We start from the raw sequence: 289 nt of genomic DNA on the forward strand, positions 1-289 counted from the left end.
CAGCATCGTATGCGTCGCGACTTTTTCCAAGCCTCGATACTTGGTCCAACGCATCCCATGCTTTTCTTTTGCATCCGCAAATATTCGTTCAATCGTCTCTTTTCGTTTTTTGTAAATGGCCTTATTTATGTCTGTCAGACGAAGATGTTCCACTTCATCCATTAAATCTCCCCAAACGTGTCTCGTGATGACTCGTTGGTGATTTTTACTTTTCGTACACGTTTTTAACAGCGGGCAGTTCACACATTCTTTTGGATTGGATTTGTATTCTCGGTAGCCGTCTCGAGTG

At 42.9% G+C, this 289-nt stretch carries 1 protein-coding gene; it reads right to left on the reverse strand.

The window, feature by feature from the left end; translation table 11 throughout:
* A partial coding sequence (locus AC4J95_RS21260; protein ID WP_494551561.1) for a transposase occupies positions 1-289 on the reverse strand: 289 nt, incomplete at both ends.

The sequence above is a fragment of the Enterococcus sp. GPZ-007 genome (assembly GCF_059374735.1).